Raw genomic sequence first — 26,104 nt, forward strand, 5'->3', positions numbered from 1 at the left:
CGCCGGATATAACTGCGTACAGGGCAATCCCTCCCTGCCGCCGGCGACATAACAGGCACTCACTCTAGCTGTCGGGATCTCAGATCCCCCATGCGCATCCCCAGCAGCAGCAATGCGCCGAAATACGCCGCCATACCCGCCAGGACCATCACCGCCAGATAACCACTGCGCCATTGCCAGCCCCAGGCCAGCCACTGCGCCAAATCCTTGTTCAGAAAGACAATAACAGCCACCATGACAGCGGCAGACACCACCAATCGCAGCACAAACAGCCACCAGCCCGGCTGCGCCTGATACACACCCTCCCGCCGTAATCCCAGCCACAGCAAAAACGCGTTCAGCAACGCCGACAGTGAAGTAGCCAGCGCCAGGCCCACATGGGCCAGCGGCACAATCAACGCCAGATTGAATACCATATTCGCCACCATGGCTTTTATCCCCACCTTGACCGGAGTTTTGGTATCCTGGCGGGCGAAATACCCGGGCGCCAGCACCTTCACCAGCATGAAGCCCAGCAAACCGGCACCATAGGCCTGCAAACTGAGGCTGGCCCGGTCCACATCCGCCGCGCTGAATTCACCATACTGAAACAGGGTCACCAGCAACGGTGCCGCCAGCACCACCAACGCCAGGGCCGCCGGCAGGCCAATCAGCAGCACCATTCGCACGGCCCAATCCAGGGTTTGCGAGAATGCCTCCACCGACTGGCTGGCATGCTTGCGGGATAAGCTGGGCAGAATCACTGTGGCGATGGCGATCCCGAACACCCCCAGCGGCAGCTCCATCAGGCGATCCGAGTAATACAGCCAGGACACACTGCCGTCCACCAGAAACGACGCCAGCACCGTATCCAGCAGCAGGTTGATCTGTGCCACCGATACCCCGAACATGGCCGGTAACATCAATGCCAGGATGCGCTTAACCCCGGGGTCAGACCAGCCCCAGCGGGGTACCGACAACAGCTGGATTTGCCTGACAAAGGGAAACTGGAATACCAGTTGCACCACACCCGCGGCCAACACCCCCCAGGCCAGGGCAATAATGGGCGGATCCATCAGGGGCGATACCAGCAATGCGGCGCCAATCAGACAGAGATTCAACAGCACCGGTGTAAAGGCGGGAATCGCAAACCGCCCGTAGCTGTTGAGCACGCTGCCCAGCATGGCGGTGAGGGATATCAGCAACAGGTAGGGAAAGGTGAGCCTGAGCATGTCCGACGCCAGATCGAACTTCTCCGGCATATCGTGAAAGCCCGGAGCAAACAGAAAAGTGACGGCCGGGGCAAACACCACACACATCAAACTGATCACCATCAGCACCCCACCCAGGGAACCCATGGTATAGCTGATCAGCAAGCGCACTTCTACCTGTTCGCGCTGACTCCGATACTCCGACAAAACCGGCACGAAAGCCTGGTTGAAAGCACCTTCGGCAAACAGGCGCCGAAAGAAGTTAGGTATCTTGAAGGCAACAAAGAAAGCATCCGCACCGCCCCCGGCACCAAACACATTGGCCACCACCACGTCCCGCACCAGCCCCAGCACCCGCGACAACATGGTGAACAGACTGACAATCCCGGTGGAGCGCAACAATCCGCCCTGCTTACGCCCCGACTTTTCGTTCTTCATAGCTTGGTTTTCATCAATACTGGGTCTCCCATTGAGGCGGCCATTATACGGATACGCCGGAAAATCCGTATCCTTTGATTTAAATAGCCCATAGGCCTTGACACTAGGGGCCCGGGTGGGAATAATCTTGCGTCCTCGAATTCAAGTCGCTTAGCGTCTGATTATTCGACATGAGTTGCTTGTATTAGTTACTAATACAGTTAGACGTTCAAGTTACGTTACACGTTCAAGTTTCAGCAATTTTACTGATTATCGATAAGATAAGGAGCTAGACCTTGGCTAACATCAAATCAGCTAAGAAACGTGCACGCCAGGCTGAAAAGCGTCGCAGACACAATGCCGGTCTGCGCTCCATGGTTCGCACATACATAAAGAAAGTGGTTTCCGAAATTGCCACCGGCAACAAGGAAAACGCCCAGAAAGCCTACCTGGAAGCGGTACCTGTTATCGACCGCATGGTGAGCAAAGGCATTATCCACAAGAACAAAGCGGCTCGCCACAAGAGCCGCCTGAGCGCACAGATCAAGGATCTGGCTGCTTAAACGTTGTTCCTGGAACACAAAAAAACCGGCTTTAGCCGGTTTTTTTGTGTTCGGGCTCTGCATCAGAACACCACCATGTTATCCCGGTGTATCAGCTCCTTCTCGTCCACATACCCCAGTATGGACGCAATGGCATCAGAACTCTTGCCCATAATGCGACGGGCTTCCTCAGCGGAATAATTCACCAGCCCACAGGCCACCCGCTGATTGTCCGGCCCCACACAGGACACCATCTCACCCCGGGAGAAATTGCCGGTCACATCCCGCACTCCCACCGGTAACAGGCTGACACCTTTCTCCCGCAACACCTTGGCGGCACCGGCATCCAGAGTCAGTACGCCACGCATCTGCAGGTGCCCGGCCAACCACTGCTTGCGCGCCGCCATGGGTGATTCATCCGCTGTGAGCAGGGTGCCCACCGCTTCTGCCTGCTGAATGCGGGACAACACGGCGGGCAAGCGCCCCCCCACTATGATGCTGGCAGCACCGGAGCGGGCCGCCAGCTGCGCTGCGCGTAGCTTGGTGGCCATACCACCACGCCCGAGGCTGCCGGCACTGCCGCCAGCCACACCCACCAGCGCCGGATCCGAGGCACGGGCATGGGAAATCAATCTTGCGGAAGGGTTGGTGCGGGGGTCGGCATCGAACATACCATCCTGATCCGTCAGAATAACCAATAGGTCCGCCTCCACCAGATTGGTCACCAGAGCCCCAAGGGTGTCGTTGTCACCGAAGCGAATTTCGTCCGTGACCACGGTGTCGTTCTCGTTCACCACCGGAACCACCCCGTGGGAAATAAGCGCCAACAACGTGCTGCGGGCATTGAGGTAGCGCTTGCGATCCGATAGATCGTCGTGGGTCACCAACACCTGGGCGGAATGTACATCATGGGCCTTGAAAGACTGCTCCCAGGTCTGCACCAGCCCCATTTGGCCCACAGCGGCGGCGGCCTGCAGATCATGAATGGCTTTAGGTCGCTGCTTCCAACCCAGCCGCGCCATGCCTTCTGCCACCGATCCGGAGGACACCAGCACCACCTCAATCCCTCGCTGACGCAGCTGCACGATCTGCTGCACCCAACCGGCTATGGCCAACTGGTCCAGGCCCTGCCCATCATTGGTCAACAACGCGCTGCCAATCTTCACCACCCAACGGCGGGAAGCTGCCACCTGGCGGCGCACACTTTGGCTATTGTCGTCAGACATCGTAAGTCATGCTCTCCAACCGGCTACACACTCGATCAGTGCGGTGCGTACACCACTTCCACATCGTGATCATCGTCGTCATCATCATCCGCGTCCGCGTTGCGCTGGCGGCGGCGCTCGTGCTTGTATTCCTGAATTTTGAGACGGGCCTCTTCCTCCAGCCGTTGACGGGCTGCCCGCTCCGCCTCGGCAAACGCCTCATCCGCCGCCATGCGCTGATCCAACTCTTCCAGATGGTTCATGATGGCAAACACCAGCTCACCAGTACCCACGCCATTGACGGCAGAAATCCGGAACACCGGCCCCTCCCAGCCCAGATCGTCAATGATCTCCTGGCAACGGGCCTGCGCTTCCGCTTCCGGTAACAAATCGATCTTATTCAACACCAGCCAGCGCTCACGGTCTGCCAGCGCCGGGCTGAACAATTGCAATTCCCCGGCGATGGCATCCACGGATTCCACCGGATCGGTTTGATCCCATGGCGCAATATCCACCACGTGCAACAGGATGCGGCAGCGCGCCAGATGCTTGAGAAAGCGGATGCCCAACCCCGCGCCTTCAGCGGCGCCCTCGATCAAACCGGGAATATCCGCCATAACGAAACTGCGCAGGCGATCCACCTTTACCACGCCCAGATTGGGCACCAAGGTGGTAAAGGGGTAGTCGGCCACCTTGGGTTTGGCCGCGGAAACCGAGCGGATCAGGGTGGATTTGCCCGCATTGGGCATACCCAACAAACCGATATCCGCCAGCACTTTAAGCTCCAGGCGCAGATTGCGCTTTTCGCCAAGCGTACCCGGCGTGGTCTTCCTGGGGGCCCGGTTGGTGCTGGATTTGAAACAGGTATTGCCCAGCCCGCCGCGGCCGCCTTTCGCCACCACAAACTGGTCACCGGCTTTCAGCAAATCACCCAACACCTCTTCAGTGTCTTCATCCACCACTGTGGTGCCCACCGGCACTTTCAGCACCAGATCCTCACCACTGGCACCGGTACAGTTGCGACCGGAACCACCTTCTCCTCGTTTGGCTTTGAAAATGCGCTCGTAGCGGTAGTCCACCAGGGTATTAAGCCCATCGTCCGCTTGCAGGATCACGCTGCCACCCGCACCACCATTGCCACCGTCCGGGCCACCGAACTCAATATACTTTTCCCGGCGAAAGCTCAGACAGCCGTTGCCGCCGTCGCCAGCTTCCACCCGAATAGCTGCCTCATCGACAAACTTCATGATTGCTCCTGTGCATTCGCGTAACCAGAATGATTGAATTGTACTCCGACCAGCGGCGCCGTGCCCACGGCAGGATGCAAAAAGGCACAACGCAAAAAGCCCCGCCTTACGGCAGGGCTTAAGCAATCCTGGACGACAGCAGTGTCGTTTAGGCTACTGGCTCGATTGAAACGAATCTACGGTTCTTAGGACCTTTCACTTCAAACTTGACCACGCCGTCTGCTTTCGCATAGATAGTGTGATCTTTACCCAGACCCGTGTTGGTGCCAGAGTGGAACTGAGTGCCACGCTGACGAACAATGATGTTACCAGCCTTGACCACCTGACCACCGAAGCGCTTAACACCAAGGCGTTTGCTCTCTGAATCGCGCCCGTTACGAGTACTACCACCCGCTTTTTTGTGAGCCATTGTGCTTCTCCTTAACTGTCTTAGGCGCTGATGCCAGTGATCTTCACTTCTGTGAAGTACTGACGATGGCCCATTTGCTTACGATGGTGCTTACGACGACGGAACTTGATGATTTTCACCTTGTCGCCACGGCCGTGGGTCACCACTTCTGCCGTCACTTTTCCGCCTTCTACAACCGGTGCACCGATTTTAACGTCGTCACCGTTGGCTACCAATAAAACCTGATCAAACTCGATGGCAGAGCCGGGATCGGCTTCCAAAAGTTCCAGCTTAACCACGTCGCCTTCAGCGACCCGGTGCTGTTTGCCACCACTTACAAATACCGCGTACATAGCTGCTGACTCCAACCGCTTTTCTAAAGCATCAGAATAGTGTGTCTTGTTCCGACTGACCACCGACGCTTTCTGTTGATAGGCGTCAGGTCACAGGGGGCGCAATTGTAAGGGAATCGGATAACCTGCGCAAGCCTAATCCTCGGGTCATTTTCACCACCCTGTACAAAGGCGGGACAACAAGTAAAATCAAGTCTTTAGCTTGACACCCCCGAAGCCCCGCCATAGCATTCGGGGCGTTTTCACATTCTTACTGGTGTGGCCCTTTGCCACCCCCTGCCCAGGTCACTTTAGGTATGGATTTTAAAGCGATTTCCGCTGCTGTCGAGACCGATTTTCAACAGGTTAACGACTTTATTTTCAAGCAGTTACATACTCATGTGCCGCTCATCAAGGAAATCGGCAACTACATTATCGACAGTGGCGGCAAGCGCCTGCGCCCGCTGGTATGCCTGCTCAGCGCCCGCGCGCTGGGCTATGAAGGCCACCGTCATGTGGAGATCGCGGCAGTGGTTGAGTTTCTGCATACCGCCACCCTGCTGCACGATGATGTGGTGGATGAATCCTCCCTGCGCCGGGGCAAACCCAGCGCCAATGAAGTCTGGGGCAATGCGCCCAGCGTGCTGGTGGGTGATTTTCTCATCTCGCGCTCGTTTCAGATGGTGGTTAACGTGGGCAATATGCGGATTCTGCAAATTCTGTCAGAGGCCACCAACCTGATCGCCGAAGGGGAGGTACTGCAACTGATCAACTGCAAAAACCCCGATACCCGCGAAGATCAGTACATGGAGGTGATCCGCTACAAGACCGCTAAAATGTTTGAAGCCTCCGCCCAGTCCGGCGCGGTGCTCGCCAACCCGAAAGAATCCGTGGAGATGGCCTTTGCCCGTTACGCGGATCACCTGGGGCTGGCATTTCAATTGATTGATGACGTACTGGACTACACCGGCAGCGCCGATGAGATGGGCAAAAACGTCGGAGACGACCTGGCGGAAGGCAAGCCGACCCTGCCTCTGATATTCGCCCTGCAGCACGCCGGCGCCCCCGATCAGCAGATGATCCGCAATGCCATCCGGACCGGCGGCCTGGAGGCCATTGATGCCATCACCCAGGCTGTAAAAACCTGCGGCGCTATTGATTACACCATTGAGCGTGCCGAAGAACAGGCACGCCTGGCAAAAAAAGCCCTTGGCCCAATCGAAGATTCCATATATAAAGAAGCCCTGTTAGCATTATGCGACTTGGCGGTTGCCCGTAATCATTAAACCGCAATCATGATCGGAGTGTAGCTCAGCTTGGTAGAGCACTGCCTTCGGGAGGCAGGGGTCGGAGGTTCGAATCCTCTCACTCCGACCATTTCCTTCTCCACACCCCCACCTGTTCCTGCCCAGCAGAGTTCTTCACCTGCAAATTTACCGCGTCAACCCTGTAACAAATCGCCCCCTCCCCCCCTCTACCTTTTGGTACGGCGACAATTAAGCGCTGACATATCAATCAAATATATAACTAAACCAAAAGGAGATACTCCGTGGGGTTATCAACTCGGATCGGAAGGATTTTGACCACTGCAGCACTGCTGTTTTCATTGGGGGCATGCAAGCTCAACGTCATCGAGGAGGAAGGGCCGCGCAGTGCGGAGTTCTCCCGTATTGGAAACAGTCAAACCATCGTATTTATCCACGGCATGTACTTAACACCGGCTGTCTGGAATGACTGGCAAAACTACTTTGAGGCACAGGGTTATGAGACCCATGCCCCCGCCTGGCCTCTGCACGAGTTCAGTGTAGAGGAGCAGAATCAACTGCATCCCAATGCCACGCTGGGCGAGCTTAGCCTGAAAGATGTGCTTAACCAGTATCGCGCGTTCATCAACACCCTGGATGAAAAGCCCATTGCCATTGGCCACTCGATGGGCGGGCTGGTTGCACAGATGCTGCTGGAGGAAGGCCTGCTGAGCGGCGCCATTGCCATACATTCGGCGCCTCCCTACGGCGTACTCAGTGCCGAGCCTGAGTTTCTAAAAGCGAACTGGCCCATGCTGAACCCATTGATCAGCGTGGATGAGCCCATTCAACTTACCCTGCGCCAGTTTCAATACGGTTTCGCCAACGGTATGGAAGAAAGCGAGCAGCAGGCCGCCTACGAAGAATACCTGGTGCCGGAATCACGTCGGGTGGGGCGCGCCACCACCACCAAGGCTGCGCAGTTGCAGTTTGATGTGGCAAGGGAGCCTCTGTTGCTGATTGCAGGAGGCATCGATCGCACCATCACTGCTCGCCTGAACTACGCGAACTTTCAGGCCTACAGAAGGACTCCGGCCATTACGGATTTCAGGCAGTTCCCCCAAAGGAATCACTGGACCATAGGCATGAGCGACTGGCAGTCAGTGGCAAATTATATTGCGCAATGGATCGAGGCCCAGCGCTAGGCACTTCACACGGGTTGGGAGTTCCCTAACTCTCAACCTACCCAGCCCCGCGCCGGCCTGCTAGCATTAAGTGAACCAATGCAGTCAGGATCAGTAGTAATGCGGGTATATTGCGGGATTTCTTTTCATGGATTTGGTCACCTGGCACAAGCGGCACCGGTCATTCACGAATTAACGCAACGGATCCGTATTGATTCACTCACGCTTCAATGTTGCGCACCACCTGGCGAGTTACAGCGCTGGTTCAGCTATCCACATCACCACGAAAACATTGAAACCGATGTCGGCATTCCCATGTTTGATGCCCTCACAGCGAATGAGGAAGCAACCTATCAGCAATACCAAATTCAACTTCAAGAGCGGCCACAGCGTATCAAGCGATTGGAAAATCTGCTGCGCAAACACAACCCGGATCTGGTGCTTTCCAACAACAGCCCGTTGCTATCCCGCGCCGCTGCCAATCTGGCAATACCCTGCTTTCATTTCTGCTCACTGAACTGGGCGGATATTTTTTGGGGCTACTGCCAGGGCAAGCCCAACGCAAATGAGATTTACCAGTCGCTCTGCTCGGATTTCAATGCCGCTGACGGATTTTTTCGACTGCCGCCTTATATGCCCATGCCAGGATTAACCAACCTGATCGATGTGGACCCGGTTTGCAGAACAGGCCAAACAAGAGATCTTATACGCGAGCTGCGCCTTGAAAAGCCCCACCACCTGGTATTGATATCCATGGGTGGCATGCCGTACCCGATTGACTTTTCAAACTGGCCCCGCTTCAAAAACACCACGTTTTTATACGGTGGCGTTTACAGCCACGAGCTGCCTCCAAACTTTTTGCATAGCCAGGAGCTGAACATCCCGCATTTGGATTTGATGTTCAATTGCGATCTGGTCATCACCAAACCCGGATACGGTACCTTTGTGGAGGCAGCCTGCAGTGGCACCCCAATCCTCTACCTACCAAGGAAGGACTGGCCGGAGGAACCCTGGCTGATCCAATGGCAACAGGACAAAACCTATTGCCAGGAGATCAGTGCTGAACAACTAAGAACCGGCAATCTGCAGGAGGAAGTCAGCCAAGGTTGCGGCCAGCGCCGCGCTCCCATTGTTAAACCAACGGGAGCAACTGACATTGTCGACCACTTGCTGGCAACCTTAAAGCCTACCCAGTAAGGGGTGATCCCAACCTTACGATTCTGCCGCAACCCCAACTTGTCGCTGTGGCAACCAGACTGAAAAGGTGGTTCCTTTGCCGAATTCGCTGCAAACACTCACTGCACCACCATGCAATTCCGCCAGCTCTTTCACCAAGGCCAAACCCAAGCCGGTACCTTCCGGATTAAAGCGCTCCATATTGCCTACTTTTTCAAATTTATTGAACAATCGGCCGATATCCTTTTCCGATATGCCGATGCCTTCATCTTCAACCTTCAGCAATACACCAGCGATCCCATTGCGGGCATGGTCTACGAGAGAAACTGTGATATTTCCTCCGGCGGTAAACTTCACTGCGTTGGAAAGCAGGTTAATCACAATTTGGCGTACCCGTGTGGAGTCGGCCTGAATCATGCCGTGGAACTGGCAATCCAGCCTGAGCGTATTCTCCTTGGCCAATGCCAGCGGTAAAAACTGATCCCGGGCGTTCATCAGCATTTCATCCAGCGGGAACTCTGAAACGCTCAGCTCCAATTTACCTAAATCCACCTTACTGATATCCAGCAGGTTATTGATCACACCCAACAGGTGATTGGCATTACGTTCCACGATGACCAGAGATTCGCGGCTACGTTCATCCAGTTTATGACCGGAACGACGCAGTACCCGATGGGTAAACCCGATCACAGAATTCAATGGTGTTCTCAGCTCATGTGACATGCTGGCCAGGAACTCGGTTTTAGCCATGCTGGCTTTCTCAGCAACATCTTTGGCAAGGGCCAGCTCCTGAGTCTTTAAACCCACCTGTGTTTGAATATAGCGCTGATGGGTCAGCATGGTCAGCAACACCGCTTCTAACAGCGCCACATACAGCAACCCACCGATCAAAATGGCATAGCTCTGCCAGGATGAAACCTTCTGCATGATGGCCGTGGTAGCCGACAACTCCAATTTGATCGACCGCCCCAGAAACTCGAACACCGTATGCCACTCTGCCTTCCGGCCGGCCTGCTCGCCTTCATAGAGTGTCACCGGGGGGCCACCAACACTGACATCCAGCAAGCGAATGGCCGCCAGAAGAGCGGGGTCCCGAATTGAGCGCTGTATAACCTGATCCACCTTGAAGATTACCTGCACCACCCCATTTACCCTTGTGCCCGTATACTCATAGCTCGGTGCCGCCATGATATAAGAGATTTCAGACTTCTGGTGCTGCACCAGGGTCAGCGGCTCACTGGCCAGGGTTTTGCTCTGATCAAGCACCTGTTCCAAGTCTCCACGCCGATAATCCAACCCCAGCACATTGAGGCCATGAACCCGCTCATTACCGGTAAAAGGATGGGTGTAGGCGATGGGTAGATAGCGGGGATGATCCCGGCTCACCAACATCTGCCCCTCCGTGCCGATTTCCCGAATCTCGAACCGGGGATAGCCCTGCTGACGCAGGGCTTGTACAAACGGGCCGCGCTCATTCTGTTCAATCAGGGGCAACCACTGCACCGCCAATACTGACGGATGATCCAGCATCAAAGGGCGACAAAAGGTATCAAAGTCAGAAGCAGTAACGGCGTCACTGGCGGTAATAAAACTGGCGGCAGCCGCCAGAATCACTTTCAACTCATTGATATTGAGCCGCAGAACCGCCTCATGCTGCTGCCCGATATCGGCGATAAGCGTGCGCCGATTTTCCTGTTCCAGGCTACGGACAAAATAGAATGACGCAATGACCAACACCAGAAAGCTAATGGGTAACAGTGCCGTCTGCAGGTTGCGTTCTTGCTGCGGGTTGCGATTGAACAACTGAATAAGAAAAGGTGTAACGACCAATGCGCCGACCGAATCCCCTACCCACCAGACGATCCAATTGCTTAACCAATATGACCAGGGAACAATATCAAACAGCCCCAACATGGTGGCACCATTCAGGGAGTTCACCAGACAACTGACTGGCCCTGCCACCACCAGGAAACGCAAAATCTGGGAGCCGTTCGACAAGTCTTCCGGCAAAAGGGAAAAACGGGCCATCAGGAAGCGGGCAAACGCTGCCTGAATAACGGCGCCAATGCCGATGATCGCCGCAAACGACACCTGCTGCTGAGTGATATCGATGCCCTGATTGAATGAGGTGTAAACATTGGCAGCCAGCGCCCCCAGAAAGATACCGGGGTATATCATACGCCCATAAAGCAGTACGAAGCCCAGCGCCACGCCCGCCGCAGGCCAAACCGGGGTTGCATAATCCGGAGGGATCGCCAGCAACTCGGTACTAAGGGCAAGCCCCCAGTACAACAGCAGCACCAGCACATTTCTCAGGATGTTTTTATTCACTCCAGCAGCGCTCCAGCCCCAACGGATATGCACTAAGAATAGCAGCTAATAAACACTGTCGAGCCGATTTATACAGACCCGGCTGGGCCTGCAACAGGGATAATTCGGGCGGGGCGTTACTCGTTGCTCGCTTTCAGAGGGTAGTAGCCAAGATAGCGCCCGAGAACATTACGCAGCGCAAGAGTATCCACCGGCTTGGGTAAATGCTCGTCCATGCCGACGACACGGGCCTTCTCCTGATGTTCTTTCAGCACATGGGCAGTCAATGCGATAATGGGGATCGGTTTCAAATGTTTGCTGTTTTCAAACTGCCTGATCCTGGCCGCCGCGCTGTATCCATCCAATACAGGCATTTCGCAATCCATCAATACCACATCAAACTCGTGATGCTTTGCTATCAATAGCTCAATGGCCGCCTGGCCATTTTCACAAATGTGAAAGCCCGCCCCCAGCTTGCCAAGCAGCCCGGCAATAACCATCTGATTTACTTTATTATCTTCCACCACCAGCACCTGCCTGCCGCTAAACTGTGCGTCGATTGCATCAATCTCTTCAATATCGGGCAAGACTGGCTCCTCTTCCAACTGCAGGATCAACTGGTGTAACTGGCGGGGGGCGAACGGTTTTTGCAAACAGCCGATCATATCCTGATAGGCCATGGACTTGCTCTCACGGGCGCTCGCCATACTGTTTATAAAGATAAACTTCGGCGTTTTTATATCCGAACGGCTGCGCAGACTCAGCACAAAATCCAGTACGGAATCCGTGTAATCGACAATCACCTGCTGCACACCACTGCCCCGGCATGCTTCATAATGGATCATCTCAGAGGCCTCGCTCCATCCTGATGCCAGTAGCGGTTTCATGCCCCAGGCTGCGGTCTGCTCTTTTAAAACATTGGCCATCGCCGGCGAATTCACCATGATCAATACGGTTTTATTCTGCAACGGCGCCACCGGCAATACACAATTGCGAACGAATTTTCTGCTGGCACGACGACATTCAATACTGAACCAGAATCGGCTGCCTCTGCCAGGAGCACTGACTACACCAATCTCTCCCCCCATAAGCTCTGCCAGCTTCTTCGATATATTCAATCCCAGTCCACTGCCGCCAAAGCGACGATTAACGCTGAGATCAGCCTGGCAGAATGGTTTGAAGAGTCGGCCCTGGGCATCCTGATCAATGCCAATTCCAGTATCCACCACATCAAAACGCAACTTTTGTGCACTCTGATCTTTAATTGCGGTGTCCACCGAAACCCGCACGCTGACATACCCTTTCTGAGTAAACTTGAAGGCGTTCGCCAACAAATTCAACAAAATTTGCCGCAACCTGACCGGATCCGCTTTCACGTAACGGGGCGCATCAGGTGCAAACGAACACAGCAGATCCAGCTGTTTCGCTTCCGCGCTGGCTGCAAAAAACGTCACACACTCCTGACACAGTTGTTCAAGATCCACATCTTTCTTTTTCAGCTCAAGGTTGCCCTCAGCAATGTTTGCGTAATCCATGATGTCATCAATTATTCCCAGCAACGCTTTGCCCGACTGGGATATGGATGCCAGGTAGTGTCGCTGCACATCGTCCAGCTCTGTATCCAACATCAATTCCGACATCCCCAACACACCATTGAGCGGGGTACGAATTTCATGGCTCATGGTGGCAAGAAAACGGCTCTTGGCATCATTTTCCGTTTGCGCCAGCAACAAATCCTGGCGCGACTTGAGATCATCCACGGCGGACTGATATTTAAGTTCCAGGTAACGCTTGTGCTGTTCCCGAACTTTCATTTCGTTTTTCACTGCCTGTTGTTGTGCTTCCAGCGTGGCCCTGCGCTCTTCGTTAATGCGATCAGCCAGGGCAAATGAAAACAATAGTATTTCCACCGCTGAAGCCAATTGCACCGAATGATTAATCAGGGTGTTGCTGGGGAAAACACCAAACTTGCTTAACCCCGTTACAAACACCGAGGCCAGCAAAACCGTCCAGGCCAGAACAAAAAACCGCGCTGCCCGCACCCCCAGATGCATGAAATAGAAGCCACAGCAAATCACGATCAGGGTGGTTGGCATACCCACCATGGACACCAGAATAGTGGACATCCGGTATTCCAATATAAAACTGAAGGCAAACACTCCCAAGAAGCAAACAGCCAGGGCGACGAATACCCGGTAGATTTTTGGTGTGTTACGGCGGATATCAAGCAACGAGATAGCAAACAGTGTTCCCATCAATCCGAATATGGCCAAGGATGCAGGAATCACCACCGTATTCAGGGCGGGATAATCAGACCATAGAAAGCGAAACCCGATACCCTGTGCGGCAGCCACATAGCTGGAACAGCCCAGCGCGGCACCGATGTAATACAGGTAACTTACGTGGCGAACGCTCACATAGATGAACAGGTTATACAACACCATCACCACAATGATGCCGTAGTACAGCCCCTGCCCTACCATAATGGGCTGCTGGGCATCAAAGTAATGATCATAATCCCAAAGGGTTAAGGGCGCTCCCAACGAACTGGTGGAACGTATCTTCAGATAAACGTCCACCATGGCATCGGGTTGTAGTGTCAGCGGCACCAGGAAGTTGTTGGCGGCCACCGGGCGTTGCTCAAACGGCAGATCATCACCCAAATGCCATTCCTTCACCAGGTCACCGCGCTCCAACACAAAGACATCCACCCGATCCAGCAGTGGATACTGAACTTCCAATAAGGTATTTAACGAAGTGCTGCCGGCATTGTGAATGGGCAACCGGACCCAGAGGGTATCTCGACTGTAACCAAAAAAAGGGGCACTGCTTTGCGTTTGAAACCAATCCTGTCGCCGCATTGAGCGCAAATCAGCGAGCGTCAGATTATTGCTTTCATCGAGATAATATTCAGCCAGGGTACTCACCGGCATGGCGCTGAAACGAGCATTGAGATGGGCAACGGTTTTAGCGTGAGCGAGTTCAGTCAGCAGACAAAAGAACACCAGCAGGCAAGCTGAAAGCATTGCCTTTTGATTCATCCTGAGTCTATCCCTATAAGTGCTGTCCTTTTCTGAGCTGCCTGAAGCGTGCTGCAAGGGTGTCCTACCAGTCCGTCTATTTACTTGTCCGTAGTAACTCAATATAGACTAACCCAGCCTCACAATGTCCATATTTGAACAACTCAATTGGAATTTTATAGCCTAATTGACATCGTTCTCTGGCCTGCCTGCCCACAATTCGTTGTTACGTCAGCCCCAGCGGCGCAACAAGTGAGCACAACCATTTGATTATATTACGTTTAATGCTCGGCCCGGCTACATTGCCGTGTAATTTGGCCCTCCGCCGGCTTCCGGTGGCACCCAGGTGATATTTTGAGTGGGGTCTTTAATATCACAGGTTTTACAGTGAACGCAGTTCTGGGCATTGATGCGAAATACCGGCTGCCCCAGCTCTTCCACCACCTCATAGACCCCGGCAGGGCAGTAACGCTGGGCCGGCTCTCCATAGGCAGGTAGATTGAATTGCAGCGGCACTTCAGGGTTCTTGAGTTGCAGGTGACAGGGCTGATCCTCACGATGGTTGGTATTGGACAAGTACACTGAAGAAAGCTTATCAAAGGTAATCAAGCCATCTGGTTTTGGGTAGGTCAGTGGTACTGCCTGGTCAATGGGTTTGAGGCTTTCATGATCCGCCTGATTATCTTTCAGGGTAAGGGGCAGACGCCCCCGCAACAGGCCGTAATCGATAAAGCTGAACGCTGAACCCAATAACATGCCAAAACGATGCATGGCAGGGGCAACATTGCGGGCCTGATGCAATTCGTCGTAGAGCCAGGACTGCCGAAACGCGTCCTGATACTCCACCAGATCCGCCTGGTTGCGGCCGGCAGCGAGGGCTTCCGCCACCACTTCGGCAGCCAGCATACCGCTTTTCATGGCGGTGTGGTTGCCTTTGATCTTCGGGTAATTCATGAATCCGGCATCACAGCCGATCAGCAACCCACCCGCAAAACTCAACGCAGGCACTGCCTGTAATCCGCCTTTGTTGATGGCCCGTGCGCCATAGGCGAGACGCTTTCCACCCTGCAATAAGGGTTTGATCAGCGGATGCAGCTTCCACTGTTGAAACTCATCGAACGGGCTCATCCACGGGTTGCTGTAATTGAGATCCGTGATCAGCCCCAGTGCAACCTGATGGTTTTCCGCATGGTACAGAAACGCGCCGCCTCCGCTGCCGCTACGGGCCAGGGGCCAGCCAAAGCAATGCAACACCTTGCCGGGCTGATGCTGCCCGGGATCGATCTCCCATACTTCCTTAATACCGATGGCATAATGCTGTGTGCCGCTGTTGGCATCCAGTTGGAAACGCTGGATTAACTGTTTGCCGAGATGGCCACGGCAACCTTCGGCAAACAATGTGTACCTGGCCCGCAGATCCACTCCCGGTTGGAAACTGTCTTTGGGGCTGCCCTGCTGATCCCGTCCCATATCGCCAGTGCGTACGCCCACCACACACTTGCCGTCATCCAATAGCAGTTCCGAGGCGGTAAACCCAGGGTAGATCTCCACCCCCAGCGTCTCCGCCTGCTGGGCCAGCCAGCGGCAGAACACACCCAGACTGATAATATAATTGCCTTCATTATGGATCATGCGGGCAGCAAGCCGGCGTGGGAAGCGCATGCTGCGCTGACCGGACAGCATATAATGTACTTCGTCTTCGGTAACCGGTACCGTTAACGGCGCTCCGCGCTGTTCCCAGTCAGGGAATAACTCCTGCAAGGCAGTGGGCTGCAACACAGCACCGGACAACGAATGTGCCCCCACTTCAGCGGCTTTTTCCACTACGCAGACGCTGATCTCAGAGCCTTGATCGTGTGCAATCTGCTTTAAGCGGCAGGCGGCAGACAATCCTGCCGGGCCTGCTCCCACGATCACCACATCGTATTCCAATTGATCCCGTTCCATCACGCTCTCCTTCCGTTTCTTGTGCTTTGGGCTGATGCCCGTTTACCAGAATCCAGAGTACTGCACGGCATGGCAGAACAAATCACCCCTGCAGGTGAAATCAAGGGGTGATATGGAGGGGTGATACGGAGGGTTGATATCAAGAGTGGGAAAGTGAGAAACAGAAGTGGAATTGAGTACCGCTGATCTAAGTGGATTTTACTTTCAGCAATACCTGGGTTCGGTTTTCCACCCCCATTTTTCCATACAGGTTGCGGATATGAACTTTGAGGGTATTGGGTGATATAAATAACCGGTCTGCTATTTCCTTATTGGTGAGGCCGTCACTGATCAACGCCAGCACCGCCTGTTCCCGCCGGGTGAGCGGCTCCACGGAGGCGGGTTCTTTGCTATCACTTTGCGTTGCGCCGGCAATGCCAGCCGGCGCCGGCGTTGCCGTCACTTCCTGTGGCAAACGGGAAAGCCAATAGGCCTTTTTCTGTCGGGCTCCCTCCTCCATCAACAGCCACTCATCGGCAAGCAACGCCCTGGCCTCTGACCAGTCTTCCTGCTGTATGCACAACTCCATGGCATCGGCGTAATAGCCGTTTTCCCGCAACCAGGCCAGCGCACGCCGGCCATACTGTCGGCGTTCCTGCTGGGGCCATTGTTGTGCTATCTGCAGCAGGAACTGCCGAAAAAGATCGTGGTAACGATACCAGGTACGATGATTATCCAGGGCCACCAGGAACAAATCACTGCTTTCCAGTTCTGTAATCAGTTGCAGACTGTCATGGCGCTGCCCCACCGCGTTACACAACCCGGCGCAAAACCGGGGTGCCAGTGCCGTCTGCATCAGAAATTGTTTTAACGGCTCAGGCTGCTTGCGAAAAACTTCATCCAACAGGTAATCCGACACGTGTCGATCCAGCGGTTGCTGTTGTAACAGATCTTCCGCAGCCAGAGTGTGGTTTTTCAACGATAAGGCCACCAGTTGTAATCCGGCCACCCAGCCTTCGGTCTGCTTGCTGAACCTGGCCAACAGGTCATCGGCGTGGTTCAGGAGCATGGTGTGGTGAAAGAATGCCACGCTTTCTCCGGGATCAAAGCGCAAGTCTTCGGCGCCCAGTTGCAGTAATTGACCGCTGGCCCGGCGGCGAGGCAAATTCAAATCCGGTTGATCCCGTGAAGTCATCACCACGCGCAGGGATGAAGGCAAATGATCCAGAAAGGTGTTGATCAGGGAAAGCAGTTGCGCATTCTTTATATGGTGAAAATCATCCAACACCAGGGTGATGGGGTCATCGGACTGGTTGCGCTCACCCAGCGCATCCAGATCGTTCAGCAACGAGATCACCACACTGGCGTAGTTGCGTCGCGGTGATTCCAACCACACCGCTTGTGCCTCCTGACCCAGGCGAGGTTGTATTTGCTGCAGCGATTGAATCGCATATTGCCAGAACACTGTCATCACATCGTGCTCGGGCCCCAGGCTAAGCCAGGCAAACTGCTGCGGCTTGTGATGCAACCATTGGCTGACCAGGGTGGTTTTACCGTACCCCGCAGGTGCCGACACCAGCAGCAGCGAGCCACCGGCACTGGCCTCCAGGCGCTGAATCAGATGGGCACGCACCACGGCATTGGCACGTAACGGTGGCAGGTAAAATCGGGTTCTTAACAGCATAATGGGGCAACGTTATTCACATTGCCCCATTGTTGCAAAACCTGAAGTCAATTAGCAAAAGATTTAACTATGCTTCCTGCGTCTGACCGGTGGGTGCCGGCGTTTCAGCATTGCGCTCCGGTGGATTCAACTCATCCTCCCGGGGGAATTTAAGCTTGGCCCAACTCTGCGCGTAAATCACCCACATTAATTGCAGGCGCGCAATTTTCATTTCCTCAGTGTTGCCACTTACCTTCTCCGCCCGCAGCTGCTTGATTTTCTGTTCCAGTGCCATGCGGTGCTCATTGAGCCGTTGGCGAATTTCCTCACCGGACAGGCCTGCCAGGTTCATAAACGGGATCTGGAAATCTTCCGGAAACTCTGACATGGGGGACTTATTCCATTCCAGAATCGCCTGCCAGGGATACTGAGTGTAACGGCCTTGATGGCCACAGATTTCATCCAGACAGCGCACCACGTAGCGGAGCTTTCCTTTCTCCGACTCGGCACTGCGCTCTTTTACCAAACGGGCTTCACACCCACAGGTACAGAAGTTTATCTCCGGCTTTAACTCGTAAATCGGGTTTTCGTTCGTGTCGTTCATATTATCCGCGAGTCTATGTAATACAACGATTTAATTTACCTGAGGCCCATGCGCGAGCGAAGCTTCAGGTTATGCGAGACGTTCTAAACTTTCCAAAGTAGGAAAAAAAGTAAACAAAAATATCACCAATAGCCACTTTACTGTGATTTGGCTCTTTTTTGAAGAGGGAGGTACAATCTCCTCCACATTTTGCCTAATAATATTCTGGGAATCAGTGTGATGTCTTATTGGTTGTTCAAGTCCGAACCGGATACGTTCGGCATCGATGATTTAAAAGCGCGGGGAAAAAAAGGGGAACCCTGGGACGGGGTACGTAACTACCAGGCCCGTAACATGTTGAGAGATGAGGTTAAAAAAGGTGACCTGATCTTTTTTTACCATTCCAACACCAAAGTTCCGGGTATTGTCGGCGTTGCTGAAGTGATTAAGGACGGCTTCCCCGACCCTACCCAATTTGATCCCGAAGCAAAATATTACGACCCGAAATCCACACCCGACAACCCACGCTGGTACTGTCCCCAGGTGCGCTTTAAATCAAAATTCAAGGACACCATCAGCCTGGACGAACTGAAAAAGATTCCGGCATTGCAGGATATGGCACTGGTAAGAAAAGGTAATCGGCTGTCGGTAATGCCGGTTACCGAAGCGCAATGGAATTTTATTATGGGCTTGGCGCAGCAATAATCTGTTGCAGATACACCTTTTCGCTTACCAGATCCTGTGGCGAGGCAACACGATCCACAAAGGTCTTACCGATCAAGTGATCGTATTCATGTAAAAAGATTCTGGCCGGGAAACCGGTCAGTTCAAGCAAGCGAGACTGTCCGGTTCTATCATAAAACCGGACATCCAATCCTTCCGGCCTGGTTACCTTGCCCCGCAATCCCGGCACACTCAGGCAGCCTTCCCACAGGGCTGTGTGGGTTTCCGAAAGATTTTGGGGTTCAGGGTTGATCATCAACAACGGTGCCATAGCGGGCGCGTCCGGATAGCGGGCATTGGGGCGCGAGGCAATGATCATCATCTGCAACGGCACACCGATTTGCGGAGCAGCAATTCCCACACCACCTCGCTGATCCATCCAATACTGCAAAATATCGGCATAGGCCAGCGCCGAAGTCAGGTCAGCCACATCCACTGCGCGGGCCACTTGCCGCAGACGGGGATCACCCAGTTCTACGATCTCAAAATCATCCGGCTTCATAAACTAGGAAAACACTTTGCTCTTGGGCAGCTTGTTGACCAGGCTCAGGGGGTTGAGCGTAGGCAAATACACGCGGCGTGCGCTGCGTTGCAACAGGTCCAGCGAGTGCAACAGATCCTTGGCGGATCGAGGTGGGGCCATCTGCAACAGACCCAGGGTGTAGATGGCTTCCTTGGCCGCCCCCAGAACGGAGGAGGAAACGGCAAAATCCTTGAACAGCATGAACGTATCCAGGTCACCAAAGGTAACCACCTGGGGTTTGTTGGAAGGCTGGAATGCCCGCATGGCTTTGCCGGTCAAAAGGCGTTCGACATTCTGGGCAGCAGCCTTACCCATATCAATGGCGTGAAAGGCCTGCTTGGCCAGGGGCATGCCCTCCGGGTTGGCGGCATCGCCGATGATGAACACGTTTTCACGGGCTTCGCTCTGGAAGTAGGGATTCACCGACGCCCATTCATGGTTTGCCTGGGTCAGGTAACTGCGTTGCAGGAATCCATTGGGGGCGGCACCGGTTGACCAAATGGTGATATCGCTTTCAATGGCTCCACCATCGGCGAGGCATATGCCTTCGTGATCCACCGATTCCACTTTCTTACCCAGATGATATTCAACCCGGTAACCATCCGTATGGCTGCGAATCTTGCCATCCAGGTGCCCCGGGGAGCGGGACAGCAAATGCTCCGATCCGTCTACGATATTGAACTCGAATTGAGGCCGGTGGCGGTAAGCCCGCATCACTTCTCCAAACGCCTCAACCCCTTCAATGCCGGCACCCACCACCGTCACCCGTGTAGTCCGGTGGGACAGGGAGGCGCGGTGCAGTTTGCGCGCAATCACCTGGCACTGCTCAACACTTTTCATGGGCAGGGCAAACTGATCGGCCCCATCGACACCAAAGGTGTTGTTGACGCTACCCGTGGCAACGATGCAGACATCAAACGGCACTTTCATACCGTTATCCAGCAATACCGTGGAGGACGTCATCTCCATGGCACGGTTCATCAAAAAGCGGTGCCCCAGTCTACGCACCAGAATGTTGCGGTTGAGCCGTAGCTCGTCCCCTTTTTTTACACCGGAGATGATTTCATGAATATTGGGAAGCCACTCAATGTGAGGGCTGGGATCGATGACGGTCACGTCATAACGAGTGGATTTGAGCTGCTGGGCCGCGTTCAACCCGGCAAATCCACCACCGACAATGACGATTTTTGGCTTAATCTGTTTTCCAAACATGTTTTGGCTCCGCTAGTACCCGTGTTTCAGACACCGGCACCCATCCTTAGTCTGCGGTTGCGCATTCTATCGTAAAAGCAAACCCGCGCAATCAACGATTAAATGCAATCCTCTTGCCACGAATATTGGGGTTCACCTCACCGTTTTCAAATGCCATCTCTCCATTGACCAGTGTCGCCACAATGGACGATTTGAAGATGTACCCGGAAAATGGCGACCAACCGCACTTGGAATACAGTTTCTGCTCATCCACCACAGTGGGCGCATCAAGGTCCACCAGCACCAGATCCGCCCAATAGCCTTCCCGAATATACCCCCGCTCGGCGATCTGGAACAGTTCTGCCACATTATGGCTGGTCTTCTGCACGATCTGCTCCAGGGACAGGAGGCCACGATGATGGTGTTCCAACATGGAAATCAGTGCATGTTGTACCAGCGGCAAGCCGGCCGGCGCCTTGAAATAGCTGTTTTGCTTTTCATCCCAGGTGTGGGGTGCGTGGTCGGTGGCCACCACATCGATCACGTCATCCCGCACCGCCTGCAGCAGCGCCTGGCGATCGGTTGCTTTCTTGATGGCTGGATTGCACTTGATGAGAGCGCCTTTGACTTCATAATCCTCTTCACTGAAAAACAGGTGATGAACACAGGCCTCACCGGTTATCTGTTTATCAGCCAGTTTACCGGCCTGCAGCAAGGACAGTTCTTTTTCGGTGGTCAAGTGTAAAACGTGCAAACGGGTTCCAAACCGCCGGGCCAGGGATACCGCATAGCTGGAGGATTTGTAGCAGGCCTCCTCAGAGCGAATCAGCGGATGGCAGGACATGGGGACATCCTCACCGTATTGCTCGCGATACTTGTCTTCGTTGGCCTTGATCATGGGTGTATCTTCGCAATGGGTCACCACGATGGTGGGGGCATTGGCAAAGATGCCTTCCAGAATTTCCGGTTTGTCCACCAACATATTGCCGGTGGAGGCGCCCATAAACACCTTGATGCCACAGGCGGCTTTGGGATCGAGGTGTTTGATTTCCTCAAGATTATCGTTGCTGGCCCCCATGTAAAAGGAGAAATTGGCCAGTGACTTTTGTGTCGCCCGCTGGTACTTGTCTTCCAGTGCCGCACGGTTGATGGTGAGAGGGTTCACATTGGGCATTTCGAAGTAACTGGTAATGCCGCCGGCCACGGCAGCGGCGGATTCCGTGGCAATCTCGCCTTTATGGGTAAGGCCGGGCTCACGGAAATGCACCTGATCATCAATCATCCCCGGTAACAGGTGCTTACCGCCTGCATCCAGCACCCGGTCGGCCGCCTGAGCGGACAGATCCGCACCGACTCTGGCGATGCGCCCATCCTGTACCAGCACATCCAGCGCTTGAATCTTTCCTTCGTTGACAACGTTGGCGTTGGTGATTAACAGGCTGGTCATAAGGCAATCCTATACTCTATGGCTTTGTTTAGCAGAATCTGGCAGCGTATTATAACGGATTCACCCCTCCACATGACACCGGGACTTCTTCATGTCAGCATTGTTTGTAAAACACCTCACCGTTATCGACTTTTCTTATGTGCATATAACCCGAGGCATTTTGGGGGAAAGCTGGATTGTGGATGTGGAGCTGTACGGTGAGCTGGACAACCAGGGCATGGTGTTTGATTTTGGCCATGTGAAAAAGCAGGTGCGGGATGCGGTGGAATCCCTGTTTGACCACAAACTGGTGGTGCCCTCCGGGCTACCCCAATGGCAAACCAACACCACGGCACAGGGCCTGGCGCTGAGCTGGCAGGATGACCAGGGGCGAACGTTCTCTCACCTTTCCCCGGAGGAAGCGGTTCAACCGGTGAACGCTGACGTCATCAACACTGACGCACTGATTCCCCTGCTGGAGGATGTGGCCATGGCCGCGGTACCGGATAACGTATCCCGGGTGGTGATTGAATTGCGCCCGGAAGAAATCGCCGGCCCGTTCTATCACTACAGTCACGGCCTGAAAAAGCACGATGGGAACTGCCAGCGCATCGCCCACGGCCACCGCTCGCGTATCAAAATACTGCGCAACGGCAAGCGTGACCCGTTGCTGGAAAAAGCCTGGGCGCTCAAATGGCGGGATATCTACATCGGAACCGAGGCGGATATGATCAAACGCTTTGAGGATAACGGCGTCGAATACTGCCACTTTGGCTATGATGCGCCCCAGGGCCGATTTGAGCTGACGCTTCCGGCCGCCCAGGTGTACCTGATACCCACTGATTCCACGGTGGAGTATCTGGCTGATCACATCGCGGCAACCCTCAAACAGGATCACCCTGATCACCAATTTGAAGTGAAAGCCTACGAAGGGGTCATGAAAGGGGCAATCGCCCACCGCTGAGACAGCAAAAAAATCACTTTTTGGCGCACCCACCTTAAGTAACGGCCCCATTAATGGGCGTATTATGAGTGTACTCTTTCAATCAAGCGGCTTTTCTACCTTGTTTTCATAGACTTGCATGCAAAAGCAGCCTTGGCATAACCCTTGCGTTGCCCCCAGCAGCGCTTTCTAGCCTTAGCCATACAAGAGCCACTCAAGAGAAGGGTAATGACCATGACACCGGAACAAATTGAGAAAGTACAAACCACCTTTGGCATGGTTGAACCCATCGCCGACCAGGCCGCAGGACTGTTTTATGGACGCCTGTTTGAAATCGCACCGGAAGTGCGCCCCATGTTCAAAGCCGACATCAGCGAACAAGGTGCCAAACTGATGCGCATGCTGGGGATCGCGGTGCGCGGCCTGTCCAATCTGGAGTCCATCGTGCCGGCGGTGCAGAACCTGGGGGTTAAACACCTGGATTACGGGGTGAAGGAAGAACACTTCCAGCCGGTGGCGGAAGCGCTGCTGTGGACCCTGGAACAAGGCCTGGGGGATGCCTGGGATGAAGAAGCCAAGGTGGCCTGGACCGAGGCCTATGTCATCCTCTCCACCACCATGATCGATGCCATGAAAGCCGCGCAAGCCAAGGCCGAACCTGTCAAACCCACAGGCTTCTGGGCCAAGCTGAAACACTTCTTCGCTCCCTCGCCTGCCTGATTTCTCGCACCTGCGCCGACCGGAATCAACACTCCGGCCGGCCACCGTAGCCGGTGCACCCTGCCGGCCCCGGCGCTTAACTTCACCGCCCCCCGCTTATTTCACGTCCGCGTGAAAAACTGCCCCTTTGCGGCTTTAGACAGAGCCCATTCTTTTATACAATGCCCGGTTCACGCGCCAAAAGCGCTCATCGGGTCATCCCCGTCGTTTACAGTAGGAATCGAACACCCAATGTCAATTCAGATTACTTTGCCGGACGGCAGTGTCCGGGATTACGATGCCCCCGTAACTGGCCTGGATGTGGCCACTGACATCGGCCCGGGGCTGGCCAAGGCCAGTCTGGCCATGTACCTGAATGATGAACTGGTGGATTTGACCACCCCGCTGACCGAATCCTGCCGCGTAGCATTTTTAACCCGCGACAAAGACGCCGCCCTGGAATTGCTGCGGCACGATGCAGCCCATGTCATGGCACAAGCGGTCAAAGAGCTGTTCCCGCAAACCCAGGTCACCATCGGGCCGGCCATCGAGAACGGTTACTACTACGATTTTTTTCGTGAAGAATCCTTCACCCAGGAGGATCTGCACAAGATCGAAACCCGCATGGCCGAAATCGTCGATCAGGATCTGCCCCTGACCCGCGAAGTGTGGGATCGCAACGAGGCCATCGAGTTTTTTAAAAAAGAAGGTGAGGAATTCAAGGCCGAGCTGATTGCTGATCTTCCGGAAGACGAGGTCATCTCTGTGTACCGCCAGGGCGACTTCCTGGATCTGTGCCGCGGCCCGCACCTGCCCAGCACCGGCAAACTGGGCAAAGCCTTCAAAATCATGAAAGTGGCCGGTGCCTATTGGCGCGGCGATTCCGAGCGTCCGCAGCTGCAGCGGATTTACGGTACCTGCTGGCGTGACCCCAAGGAGCTGAAAAAATACCTGCACATGCTGGAAGAGGCGGAGAAGCGCGATCACCGCAAACTGGGTAAAGAGATGGGCCTGTTTCACCAGCAGGAAGAAGCCGTGGGCAGCATGTTCTGGCACCCGAAAGGCTGGCGCACCCGCAAAGCCCTGGAGAATTACATCCGCGGCAAGATGGAGCGTAACGGCTATCAGGAGATCGCCACCCCCCAGATCATGGACCGGAAACTGTGGGAGCAATCCGGCCACTGGGACAAATACGCCGAAGACATGTTCACCATCTGCACCCATGATCACCGGGACATGGCCATCAAACCCATGAACTGCCCGGGCCATGTGCAAATCTTTAATCAAGGGCTGAAAAGCTACCGGGACCTGCCCATCCGCCTGGGGGAATTCACCACCCTGTTCCGCAATGAAGCCCACGGCGCACTGCATGGTTTGATGCGGGCGCGTTCCTTCAGCCAGGATGACGCCCATATCTTTTGTACTGAACATCAAATCAATGAGGAAACCGCCGCCTTCATCACCATGCTCAATCAGGTGTATCGGGATTTTGGCTACGAAGATATCCGCATCAAATTCTCCACCCGCCCGGATAACAAGGCCGGTACCGAAGAAACCTGGGACAAGGCCGAAGCCGCCCTGCAGTCGGCAGTGGAAAGCCTGGGCCTCGAATGCGAACTGAACCCCGGTGAAGGGGCATTCTACGGACCAAAACTGGAGTTCGTGTTGAAGGATGCCATCGGCCGCGACTGGCAATGCGGTACCCTGCAGGTGGATTTCGTCCTGCCGGAGCGCCTGGACGCCGAATATGTGGGTGAAGACGGCAACCGTCACCGCCCGGTGATGCTGCACCGTGCCATTCTGGGATCTCTGGAGCGCTTCCTGGGCATCCTGATTGAATCCACCGCCGGCCACCTGCCGCTGTGGTTGTCACCCCTGCCGGTGGTGATCGCCACCATTACCGATGATGCCCGCGATTGGGCCATCGAAGTGGCGGACAAACTGAAGGCCGCCGGTGTGTATTGTGAGCTGGACCTGCGTAATGAAAAGATCGGCTACAAGGTCCGTGAGCACAGCAAAGCCAAGGTACCCCAGATCTGGGTGGTGGGTAAAAACGAAGCTGAAGCCCAACAGGTGGCCGTGCGTCAACTGGGCAGCAAAAACAATGAGGTGATGGACATCAGCGCTGCCCTGGAAGCCATCACCAGCGCAACACGGGTGCCGCAATAAACC

General features: G+C 54.6%; 21 protein-coding genes and 1 tRNA gene. 9 read left to right on the plus strand and 13 right to left on the minus strand.

Annotated features, from left to right (window positions below):
• Positions 1-59 precede the first annotated feature (59 nt).
• Positions 60-1,628, minus strand: a complete 1,569-nt coding sequence (murJ, locus tag D9N13_RS18760) for a murein biosynthesis integral membrane protein MurJ (RefSeq protein ID WP_290593191.1) — start codon at positions 1,626-1,628, stop codon at positions 60-62.
• 275 nt (positions 1,629-1,903) lie between these two features.
• Between murJ and rpsT the strand changes: the two genes are divergently transcribed.
• On the plus strand, positions 1,904-2,170 hold the full coding sequence (gene rpsT, locus D9N13_RS18765) for a 30S ribosomal protein S20 (protein WP_290593193.1): 267 nt from the start codon (positions 1,904-1,906) through the stop codon (positions 2,168-2,170).
• Positions 2,171-2,232: 62 nt separating this feature from the next.
• Here rpsT and proB read toward each other — a convergent pair whose 3' ends face one another.
• The 4 genes from proB to rplU form a co-directional block, all read right to left on the minus strand.
• Positions 2,233-3,375 carry a glutamate 5-kinase gene (proB, locus tag D9N13_RS18770; protein WP_290593195.1) on the minus strand — a complete coding sequence of 381 codons (1,143 nt, stop codon included), beginning with the start codon at positions 3,373-3,375 and terminating at the stop codon, positions 2,233-2,235.
• Between the two features lie 35 nt (positions 3,376-3,410).
• The gene (gene cgtA, locus D9N13_RS18775; RefSeq protein ID WP_290593196.1) at positions 3,411-4,601 is read right to left on the minus strand and encodes an Obg family GTPase CgtA; all 1,191 of its coding nucleotides are present in this window, start codon (positions 4,599-4,601) and stop codon (positions 3,411-3,413) included.
• A gap of 148 nt (positions 4,602-4,749) precedes the next feature.
• The gene (rpmA, locus tag D9N13_RS18780) at positions 4,750-5,010 is read right to left on the minus strand and encodes a 50S ribosomal protein L27 (RefSeq protein WP_290593199.1); all 261 of its coding nucleotides are present in this window, start codon (positions 5,008-5,010) and stop codon (positions 4,750-4,752) included.
• Between the two features lie 20 nt (positions 5,011-5,030).
• Positions 5,031-5,342 carry a 50S ribosomal protein L21 gene (rplU, locus tag D9N13_RS18785; protein WP_290593200.1) on the minus strand — a complete coding sequence of 104 codons (312 nt, stop codon included), beginning with the start codon at positions 5,340-5,342 and terminating at the stop codon, positions 5,031-5,033.
• A gap of 296 nt (positions 5,343-5,638) precedes the next feature.
• Between rplU and D9N13_RS18790 the strand changes: the two genes are divergently transcribed.
• The 4 genes from D9N13_RS18790 (at position 5,639) to D9N13_RS18805 (ending at position 8,946) form a co-directional block, all read left to right on the plus strand.
• Positions 5,639-6,607: a polyprenyl synthetase family protein gene (locus D9N13_RS18790; protein ID WP_290593202.1), complete on the plus strand. Its 969-nt coding sequence runs from the start codon at positions 5,639-5,641 to the stop codon at positions 6,605-6,607.
• Positions 6,608-6,621: 14 nt separating this feature from the next.
• A tRNA-Pro gene (locus D9N13_RS18795) sits at positions 6,622-6,698 on the plus strand.
• Between the two features lie 202 nt (positions 6,699-6,900).
• Entirely contained in the window at positions 6,901-7,770 is an 870-nt protein-coding gene (locus tag D9N13_RS18800) for an alpha/beta hydrolase (RefSeq protein ID WP_290593203.1), read from the plus strand.
• Positions 7,771-7,869: 99 nt separating this feature from the next.
• Positions 7,870-8,946, plus strand: a complete 1,077-nt coding sequence (locus D9N13_RS18805) for a hypothetical protein (protein ID WP_290593205.1) — start codon at positions 7,870-7,872, stop codon at positions 8,944-8,946.
• 15 nt (positions 8,947-8,961) lie between these two features.
• Here D9N13_RS18805 and D9N13_RS18810 read toward each other — a convergent pair whose 3' ends face one another.
• The 5 genes from D9N13_RS18810 to D9N13_RS18830 all read right to left on the minus strand — a co-directional run bounded on the left by D9N13_RS18810 (position 8,962) and on the right by D9N13_RS18830 (position 18,448).
• Positions 8,962-11,256, minus strand: coding sequence for a CHASE domain-containing protein (locus D9N13_RS18810; RefSeq protein WP_290593207.1), 2,295 nt, complete (start codon positions 11,254-11,256; stop codon positions 8,962-8,964).
• Between the two features lie 116 nt (positions 11,257-11,372).
• On the minus strand, positions 11,373-14,276 hold the full coding sequence (locus tag D9N13_RS18815; protein WP_290593209.1) for a hybrid sensor histidine kinase/response regulator: 2,904 nt from the start codon (positions 14,274-14,276) through the stop codon (positions 11,373-11,375).
• A gap of 276 nt (positions 14,277-14,552) precedes the next feature.
• The gene (locus D9N13_RS18820) at positions 14,553-16,202 is read right to left on the minus strand and encodes an electron transfer flavoprotein-ubiquinone oxidoreductase (protein WP_290593211.1); all 1,650 of its coding nucleotides are present in this window, start codon (positions 16,200-16,202) and stop codon (positions 14,553-14,555) included.
• A 187-nt stretch (positions 16,203-16,389) separates the two neighbouring features.
• Entirely contained in the window at positions 16,390-17,865 is a 1,476-nt protein-coding gene (locus tag D9N13_RS18825; protein ID WP_290593213.1) for a helix-turn-helix transcriptional regulator, read from the minus strand.
• 67 nt (positions 17,866-17,932) lie between these two features.
• Positions 17,933-18,448, minus strand: coding sequence for a hypothetical protein (locus tag D9N13_RS18830; protein WP_290593214.1), 516 nt, complete (start codon positions 18,446-18,448; stop codon positions 17,933-17,935).
• Between the two features lie 219 nt (positions 18,449-18,667).
• Between D9N13_RS18830 and D9N13_RS18835 the strand changes: the two genes are divergently transcribed.
• Positions 18,668-19,132, plus strand: a complete 465-nt coding sequence (locus D9N13_RS18835; protein WP_290593216.1) for an EVE domain-containing protein — start codon at positions 18,668-18,670, stop codon at positions 19,130-19,132.
• Here the strand turns inward: D9N13_RS18835 and def are convergent.
• From def to D9N13_RS18850, 3 genes are all read right to left on the minus strand, one after another.
• On the minus strand, positions 19,110-19,652 hold the full coding sequence (gene def / locus D9N13_RS18840) for a peptide deformylase (protein ID WP_290593218.1): 543 nt from the start codon (positions 19,650-19,652) through the stop codon (positions 19,110-19,112). The two genes, D9N13_RS18835 and def, sit on opposite strands and share 23 nt — an antisense overlap.
• Positions 19,653-19,655: 3 nt before the next feature.
• The gene (locus D9N13_RS18845) at positions 19,656-20,885 is read right to left on the minus strand and encodes an NAD(P)/FAD-dependent oxidoreductase (protein WP_290593220.1); all 1,230 of its coding nucleotides are present in this window, start codon (positions 20,883-20,885) and stop codon (positions 19,656-19,658) included.
• Positions 20,886-20,976: 91 nt separating this feature from the next.
• A complete protein-coding gene (locus tag D9N13_RS18850; RefSeq protein ID WP_290593222.1) occupies positions 20,977-22,311 on the minus strand; it encodes a dihydroorotase in 1,335 nt (444 codons plus the stop codon).
• Positions 22,312-22,402: 91 nt separating this feature from the next.
• Here D9N13_RS18850 and D9N13_RS18855 point away from each other — a divergent pair, with 91 nt between their 5' ends.
• The 3 genes from D9N13_RS18855 to thrS all read left to right on the plus strand — a co-directional run bounded on the left by D9N13_RS18855 (position 22,403) and on the right by thrS (position 26,101).
• Positions 22,403-23,254: a 6-pyruvoyl trahydropterin synthase family protein gene (locus tag D9N13_RS18855; RefSeq protein ID WP_290593223.1), complete on the plus strand. Its 852-nt coding sequence runs from the start codon at positions 22,403-22,405 to the stop codon at positions 23,252-23,254.
• 213 nt (positions 23,255-23,467) lie between these two features.
• A complete protein-coding gene (locus tag D9N13_RS18860) occupies positions 23,468-23,953 on the plus strand; it encodes a globin family protein (RefSeq protein ID WP_290593224.1) in 486 nt (161 codons plus the stop codon).
• 231 nt (positions 23,954-24,184) lie between these two features.
• Positions 24,185-26,101 (plus strand): threonine--tRNA ligase, encoded by a 1,917-nt coding sequence (thrS, locus tag D9N13_RS18865; protein WP_290593225.1) that lies wholly within the window; start codon positions 24,185-24,187, stop codon positions 26,099-26,101.
• Positions 26,102-26,104 lie beyond the last annotated feature (3 nt).

The sequence above is a fragment of the Ketobacter sp. GenoA1 genome (assembly GCF_003671475.1).
GTDB lineage: Bacteria > Pseudomonadota > Gammaproteobacteria > Pseudomonadales > Ketobacteraceae > Ketobacter.

Coding starts and splice junctions, on each gene's coding strand:
- murJ (WP_290593191.1), bottom strand. CDS start 1,628: ATGAAGAACGAAAAGTCGGGGCGTAAGCAGGGCGGATTGTTGCGCTCC.
- proB (WP_290593195.1), bottom strand. CDS start 3,375: ATGTCTGACGACAATAGCCAAAGTGTGCGCCGCCAGGTGGCAGCTTCC.
- cgtA (WP_290593196.1), bottom strand. CDS start 4,601: ATGAAGTTTGTCGATGAGGCAGCTATTCGGGTGGAAGCTGGCGACGGC.
- rpmA (WP_290593199.1), bottom strand. CDS start 5,010: ATGGCTCACAAAAAAGCGGGTGGTAGTACTCGTAACGGGCGCGATTCA.
- rplU (WP_290593200.1), bottom strand. CDS start 5,342: ATGTACGCGGTATTTGTAAGTGGTGGCAAACAGCACCGGGTCGCTGAA.
- D9N13_RS18790 (WP_290593202.1), top strand. CDS start 5,639: ATGGATTTTAAAGCGATTTCCGCTGCTGTCGAGACCGATTTTCAACAG.
- D9N13_RS18805 (WP_290593205.1), top strand. CDS start 7,870: ATGCGGGTATATTGCGGGATTTCTTTTCATGGATTTGGTCACCTGGCA.
- D9N13_RS18815 (WP_290593209.1), bottom strand. CDS start 14,276: ATGAATCAAAAGGCAATGCTTTCAGCTTGCCTGCTGGTGTTCTTTTGT.
- D9N13_RS18820 (WP_290593211.1), bottom strand. CDS start 16,202: ATGGAACGGGATCAATTGGAATACGATGTGGTGATCGTGGGAGCAGGC.
- D9N13_RS18825 (WP_290593213.1), bottom strand. CDS start 17,865: ATGCTGTTAAGAACCCGATTTTACCTGCCACCGTTACGTGCCAATGCC.
- D9N13_RS18830 (WP_290593214.1), bottom strand. CDS start 18,448: ATGAACGACACGAACGAAAACCCGATTTACGAGTTAAAGCCGGAGATA.
- D9N13_RS18835 (WP_290593216.1), top strand. CDS start 18,668: ATGTCTTATTGGTTGTTCAAGTCCGAACCGGATACGTTCGGCATCGAT.
- def (WP_290593218.1), bottom strand. CDS start 19,652: ATGAAGCCGGATGATTTTGAGATCGTAGAACTGGGTGATCCCCGTCTG.
- D9N13_RS18845 (WP_290593220.1), bottom strand. CDS start 20,885: ATGTTTGGAAAACAGATTAAGCCAAAAATCGTCATTGTCGGTGGTGGA.
- D9N13_RS18850 (WP_290593222.1), bottom strand. CDS start 22,311: ATGACCAGCCTGTTAATCACCAACGCCAACGTTGTCAACGAAGGAAAG.
- D9N13_RS18855 (WP_290593223.1), top strand. CDS start 22,403: ATGTCAGCATTGTTTGTAAAACACCTCACCGTTATCGACTTTTCTTAT.
- D9N13_RS18860 (WP_290593224.1), top strand. CDS start 23,468: ATGACACCGGAACAAATTGAGAAAGTACAAACCACCTTTGGCATGGTT.
- thrS (WP_290593225.1), top strand. CDS start 24,185: ATGTCAATTCAGATTACTTTGCCGGACGGCAGTGTCCGGGATTACGAT.